Here is a 4,557-nt window from a genome sequence, read left to right as displayed (position 1 = left end):
GTAAGCGGTAAGCTGGCCGCATCTGGCGCGGCATGATGCGATGGCTGATCTTTACTGACATCAAAGCAAGGAGCTTTCGGTGTCAGTTACTATGTCTGCGCCTATGCCTGATGATAGAAGCTTCCAGGTGCTGGAGGTTGTTCCCAGCCGCCTGGAGGTGAGTCCCGAGCGGCCCCGCCGGCGCTGGTCGACACAGGCCAAGATGGCCCTGGTCGAGGAGACCCTGGAGCCTGGCGCCAATGTCTCGGTTATCGCACGACAGGCCGGGATCTCGCCGGCGCAACTGTTCGGCTGGCGCCGTAAGGCGATGCAGGCTGGTGTCGTCCAAGGCGAGCGGCATGAGCAGCGGCTTGGATTCGTTGAGGTCACGCCGACATCCGCCTCGATGATTGAGATTGTTGTCGCTGACGTGGTGGTTCGCGTTGCCGCTGATATTGATCAGAACCACCTGATCAAAGTCCTCCGGGCGGTTCGACAAGCATGATCCCGGCCGGCGCGAAGGTGTTCCTGGCCAGCCATCCGGTCGACTTCCGCAAGGGACCGGATGGTCTTCTAGCGCTGGTGCGCGAGGCCGGATCCGATCCCTTCTTATGCGTCGTGAGAGATTATGTGGCGGCGGCGGAACCGATGACGGCATTGCGGCGCTTTGCGGCTCCAGGCCGCCACATAATTAAAGGCTCTCGAGCAGTTGGAGTACCGCATCCTTTGCCTTGAACCGAGCAGGCTGCTTGCCTGAGATAGCAGCGTGGTCGAGACCGCGGCGCATCATCTCGACATCGGCGGCCGCATAGCGATGGGTCGTTGCGACCTGCGCATGACCGAGCCAGGCCTGGATGGTGAGCAGGTCGACCCCTGATTGCAGCAGCGCCATGGCGAGGGTGTGGCGCAGAACATGGGGTGAGACGACCTTGCACGCCAACCCCGGCTGCGTGGCCGTTGCCGCGGCCACCGCACGCCGGACGACATGCGTCACACCGAACCGGGTCATCCGCTCACCATGGCCACCGCGGAATATCGGACCCGGCGGATCATGGTTGAGGTCATGTTCGGCGATCAGAGCTTGGAGGGCTTGAGCAAGATCGGCGGAGACGGGCACAACACGCTCCCTGCGCCCCTTGCCACGCAGAAGCACCTGGGGCTCCGATCGAGCTGGACATCCTCGACATTGACGCCCGTCGCTTCCGATACCCGAGCGCCGGTGCGACCGAGAAACAGCAGCAAGGTTCGGTCGCGGCGGCCCCGCCCGATCCGTTGATCGGGCGCCGCGATGAGCGCATCCAGCTCCGCGCGCGTGAGGTGATGGGTGATCTCGGTGTTCGCCCTCTTCAGCGGGATGGCGAGGATCCTATGGGCAGTGCCAAGCGACGCGGGGTCGTTGGCAGCGACGTGCTGGAAGAAGGATCGTATCGCCGCCAGCCGCGCATTGCGCGTCTGGACCTTGTTCCCGCGCGTGGCCTCCAGGTGATCGAGGAACGCGAGGATGGTGTCGCGATCCAGATCTTCGATGGTGAGATCGCACGGCCCACATCCGGTTCTATCGGCAGCAAACAGGATCAGCATGCGAAGGGCATCCCGGTAACTGGCGATCGTGGCCGGCGTGGCATTGCGCTGCCTGGCCATGCGATGGCGGAAGAAGGACTCCAGCAGTGACGGAAAGGACGAGCAGCCGGTCATGACGCCTCTCCCCAGTCCAGAGCCCGCTCGGCAGCCATGGCTAAAAGATCGGCGTCCGCGGTGACGTAATAGGCGGTGTCGCTGTAGCGGCCATGGCCGAGATAGGTCGCGAGCAGCGGCAGCATCGCCTGAACATCGGCGCGTTGCCGGTGCCAGATCGCCAGGCGCCTGACTGCAAAACGGTGACGCAGGTCGTGGAGACGCACCGGCTTGCCACGATCGAGGCCCGCGAGGGAGCGCGCCACGCCGAAGGCCGTGTTCAACCCGGTCTTCGACAATCGAGTCCCGCGCGAGCTGACGAAGAAGGCTGGGGTGCCCGGCGTTGGAAAGGCTCCATCCCGGTGCCTTGCATAGTCGCGCAGGACCGCCAGCGTCGAGGGATGGACGGGAACCAGGCGATCCTTGCGGAACTTGGTCCTTCGGATGTGGAGAATCCCCTGAGCGAGATCGGCATCACTGATATCGAGGCGCAACGCCTCACCGGACCGCATGCCGGTACTGGCGAGCAGGCCCACGAGCGGCGTCAGGAACCGGGCACGCTCGGGATAATCGGGCGACACCGAGCGGCATGCCGCCATGAGCCGTGCAAGCTCCTCGTCGGCGAGGATCCGGGGCGGCGGGATAGCTCGGTTCCTGGGAAAAGCCTTTGGGTCGAGCGCTTCGGTGCGCGGATCGAAGATGGCGAGATACTCGCTGAATCTGCGAACCACGCCGTAGCGAACAGCTCGTCCGTTCGCTGTGCCCGCCCAGGAGCCTATGAAGCCGAGCACCGTTCGACGGCAGAGTGGGCCATCGTGCTGTTCGGCGTCGACGTAGGTAACAAGCGCGCGCAGGATCGCGGCCTGCTTGCTAAGCGAGAAGCCGAGCGAGCGTCGAAGCGCGACATAGGTCTCGACATGCTCGCTGAGCCTGCTGGAGAATGTGCTCATCACGCGTCTCCCGGAAAAGGAAGAGCGACTTCGGCGAGTTGCGGCACCGCGACCTTCACGTAGATGGCGGTCGTATCGATGCTGCGATGGCCGAGCAAGTCGGCGATCTCGTTGATCGGTCGTCGCCGGCTGACGAGCTGGGTCGCCAGGCTATGCCGGATAAGATGGGCACCGGCGGGACCGTCCAGCGCGATGCCGGCTTGCTGCAGGACCGAGCGAACGATGCGGGAGATGACGCTGCTGCCGTCGATCGGACGCACTGGGGGGCGGTGTACGAGGAACACGCGACGGCTGCCGCAATCGGGCCGGGCCCGCAGGAGATAATCGGCGAGCGCCATGCCCGCCTCCTGCGTGAGGGGCACGCTTCGATCGCGTCTCGCCTTGGTGCGGCGTATCCGAACCTGTGCATCGCGCCAGCGGATATCTTCGAGAACGAGAGAACGAAGTTCCTTGTTGCGGATGCCGGTCGTGGCCAGCAGCAGGAGGATGGCCCGGTCGCGGCTGCCGGTGGGTGTCGCAGGGTCAATGGCGTCGATCGCCTTCCTGATATCCTCCCAGACCAGTTGACGCGGTAGATGCGCGAGACGGTAGCAAGGCGTGCGCGGCACGAACCGCGCAAGGTCCTGGTCATTGAGGTCGGCCCAGCGCAGGAACCTCAGAAACCGCCGCACATAGGACCCGGTCGCTGCCCGCGTTCTGTCCATGGACGACAGGCTCATGAGATGATTGACGAGCGCCAGCACATGCTCGCCCGTCATGGCCGAGAGCGGCTTGCTGGTGTGATGCCGGTCCCACCAGGCAAGCACCCGCCGCGCGGCGAGAACCTGCCCCTCCCGCGTCTTCACGGCCAGACCGCGGACCTCACGCAGGTAATCGGCATAGCTCGTCAGCAGGGGCTCATGTGGATCGGGCTCGCGATGGAGAACCTCGAAACGGTGAGGCACGACCCTTCGGGCGAGGACGATTGTGGTGCGCGCCACGATACGTGAGGCTTTGGTCGGGCGACCGGCAACGAAGCCATCGATCAGGCTCTGAGTGATCGGCTTTGCGGGCGATACGACCTCCCCGAACCGTGCCAATCGGCCCAGGTAGATCTTCGCCGATGCGTACCGATAGCCGCTCTCGAAAAGATAGGTTGCGATGCAATCGAGTTCGTCGCCCAGGCCACCGCCTCTCAAGCGGCGCAGAACCCTCGGGTACTTGAAATAATGTTCCAGCATGTGCGCTCTCCGCGGGCGCGAGACGTCCGGCGCCCACTGGAGAAATGGTTCAGATTATGTGGCGGCCTGGAGCCGCAAAGCGCCGCAAAGCGCCGCAATGCCGTCATCGGTTCCGCCGCCGCCACATAATCTCTCACGACGCATAAGAAGGGATCGGATCCGGCCTCGCGCACCAGCGCTAGAAGACCATCCGGTCCCTTGCGGAAGTCGACCGGATGGCTGGCCAGGAACACCTTCGCGCCGGCCGGGATCATGCTTGTCGAACCGCCCGGAGGACTTTGATCAGGTGGTTCTGATCAATATCAGCGGCAACGCGAACCACCACGTCAGCGACAACAATCTCAATCATCGAGGCGGATGTCGGCGTGACCTCAACGAATCCAAGCCGCTGCTCATGCCGCTCGCCTTGGACGACACCAGCCTGCATCGCCTTACGGCGCCAGCCGAACAGTTGCGCCGGCGAGATCCCGGCCTGTCGTGCGATAACCGAGACATTGGCGCCAGGCTCCAGGGTCTCCTCGACCAGGGCCATCTTGGCCTGTGTCGACCAGCGCCGGCGGGGCCGCTCGGGACTCACCTCCAGGCGGCTGGGAACAACCTCCAGCACCTGGAAGCTTCTATCATCAGGCATAGGCGCAGACATAGTAACTGACACCGAAAGCTCCTTGCTTTGATGTCAGTAAAGATCAGCCATCGCATCATGCCGCGCCAGATGCGGCCAGCTTACCGCTTAC

At 64.0% G+C, this 4,557-nt stretch carries 6 protein-coding genes; 1 reads left to right on the top strand and 5 read right to left on the bottom strand.

Features of this window, described 5'->3' with window-relative positions; translation table 11 throughout:
- The first annotated feature begins 91 nt into the window (after positions 1–91).
- The gene (locus DDF70_RS38975) at positions 92–484 is read left to right on the top strand and encodes a transposase (RefSeq protein ID WP_425374118.1); all 393 of its coding nucleotides are present in this window, start codon (positions 92–94) and stop codon (positions 482–484) included.
- 186 nt (positions 485–670) lie between these two features.
- On the opposite strand, the gene DDF70_RS38605 is transcribed toward DDF70_RS38975, so the two are convergent.
- The 5 genes from DDF70_RS38605 to DDF70_RS38970 form a co-directional block, all read right to left on the bottom strand.
- Positions 671–1,096, bottom strand: a complete 426-nt coding sequence (locus DDF70_RS38605) for a tyrosine-type recombinase/integrase (protein WP_245435783.1) — start codon at positions 1,094–1,096, stop codon at positions 671–673.
- The gene (locus tag DDF70_RS38600) at positions 1,054–1,674 is read right to left on the bottom strand and encodes a tyrosine-type recombinase/integrase (RefSeq protein ID WP_245435782.1); all 621 of its coding nucleotides are present in this window, start codon (positions 1,672–1,674) and stop codon (positions 1,054–1,056) included. The genes DDF70_RS38605 and DDF70_RS38600 overlap by 43 nt, the downstream gene beginning before the upstream one ends.
- A complete protein-coding gene (locus tag DDF70_RS35570) occupies positions 1,671–2,603 on the bottom strand; it encodes a tyrosine-type recombinase/integrase (protein ID WP_114949179.1) in 933 nt (310 codons plus the stop codon). Before DDF70_RS35570 ends, DDF70_RS38600 begins: the two co-directional genes overlap by 4 nt.
- The gene (locus DDF70_RS35565) at positions 2,603–3,823 is read right to left on the bottom strand and encodes a site-specific integrase (RefSeq protein WP_114949178.1); all 1,221 of its coding nucleotides are present in this window, start codon (positions 3,821–3,823) and stop codon (positions 2,603–2,605) included. The genes DDF70_RS35570 and DDF70_RS35565 overlap by 1 nt, the downstream gene beginning before the upstream one ends.
- Positions 3,824–4,073: 250 nt before the next feature.
- Positions 4,074–4,454: a transposase gene (locus DDF70_RS38970; protein ID WP_425374150.1), complete on the bottom strand. Its 381-nt coding sequence runs from the start codon at positions 4,452–4,454 to the stop codon at positions 4,074–4,076.
- Positions 4,455–4,557: the final 103 nt, after the last annotated feature.

The organism is Microvirga calopogonii (genome assembly GCF_003347665.1).
Lineage (GTDB): Bacteria > Pseudomonadota > Alphaproteobacteria > Rhizobiales > Beijerinckiaceae > Microvirga > Microvirga calopogonii.
Note: the sequence above shows the minus strand (reverse complement) of the source record. Positions and strands in the feature narration are given on the sequence as shown.

Coding starts and splice junctions, on each gene's coding strand:
- DDF70_RS38975 (WP_425374118.1), top strand. CDS start 92: ATGTCTGCGCCTATGCCTGATGATAGAAGCTTCCAGGTGCTGGAGGTT.
- DDF70_RS35570 (WP_114949179.1), bottom strand. CDS start 2,603: ATGAGCACATTCTCCAGCAGGCTCAGCGAGCATGTCGAGACCTATGTC.
- DDF70_RS38970 (WP_425374150.1), bottom strand. CDS start 4,454: ATGCCTGATGATAGAAGCTTCCAGGTGCTGGAGGTTGTTCCCAGCCGC.
- DDF70_RS35565 (WP_114949178.1), bottom strand. CDS start 3,823: ATGCTGGAACATTATTTCAAGTACCCGAGGGTTCTGCGCCGCTTGAGA.
- DDF70_RS38600 (WP_245435782.1), bottom strand. CDS start 1,674: ATGACCGGCTGCTCGTCCTTTCCGTCACTGCTGGAGTCCTTCTTCCGC.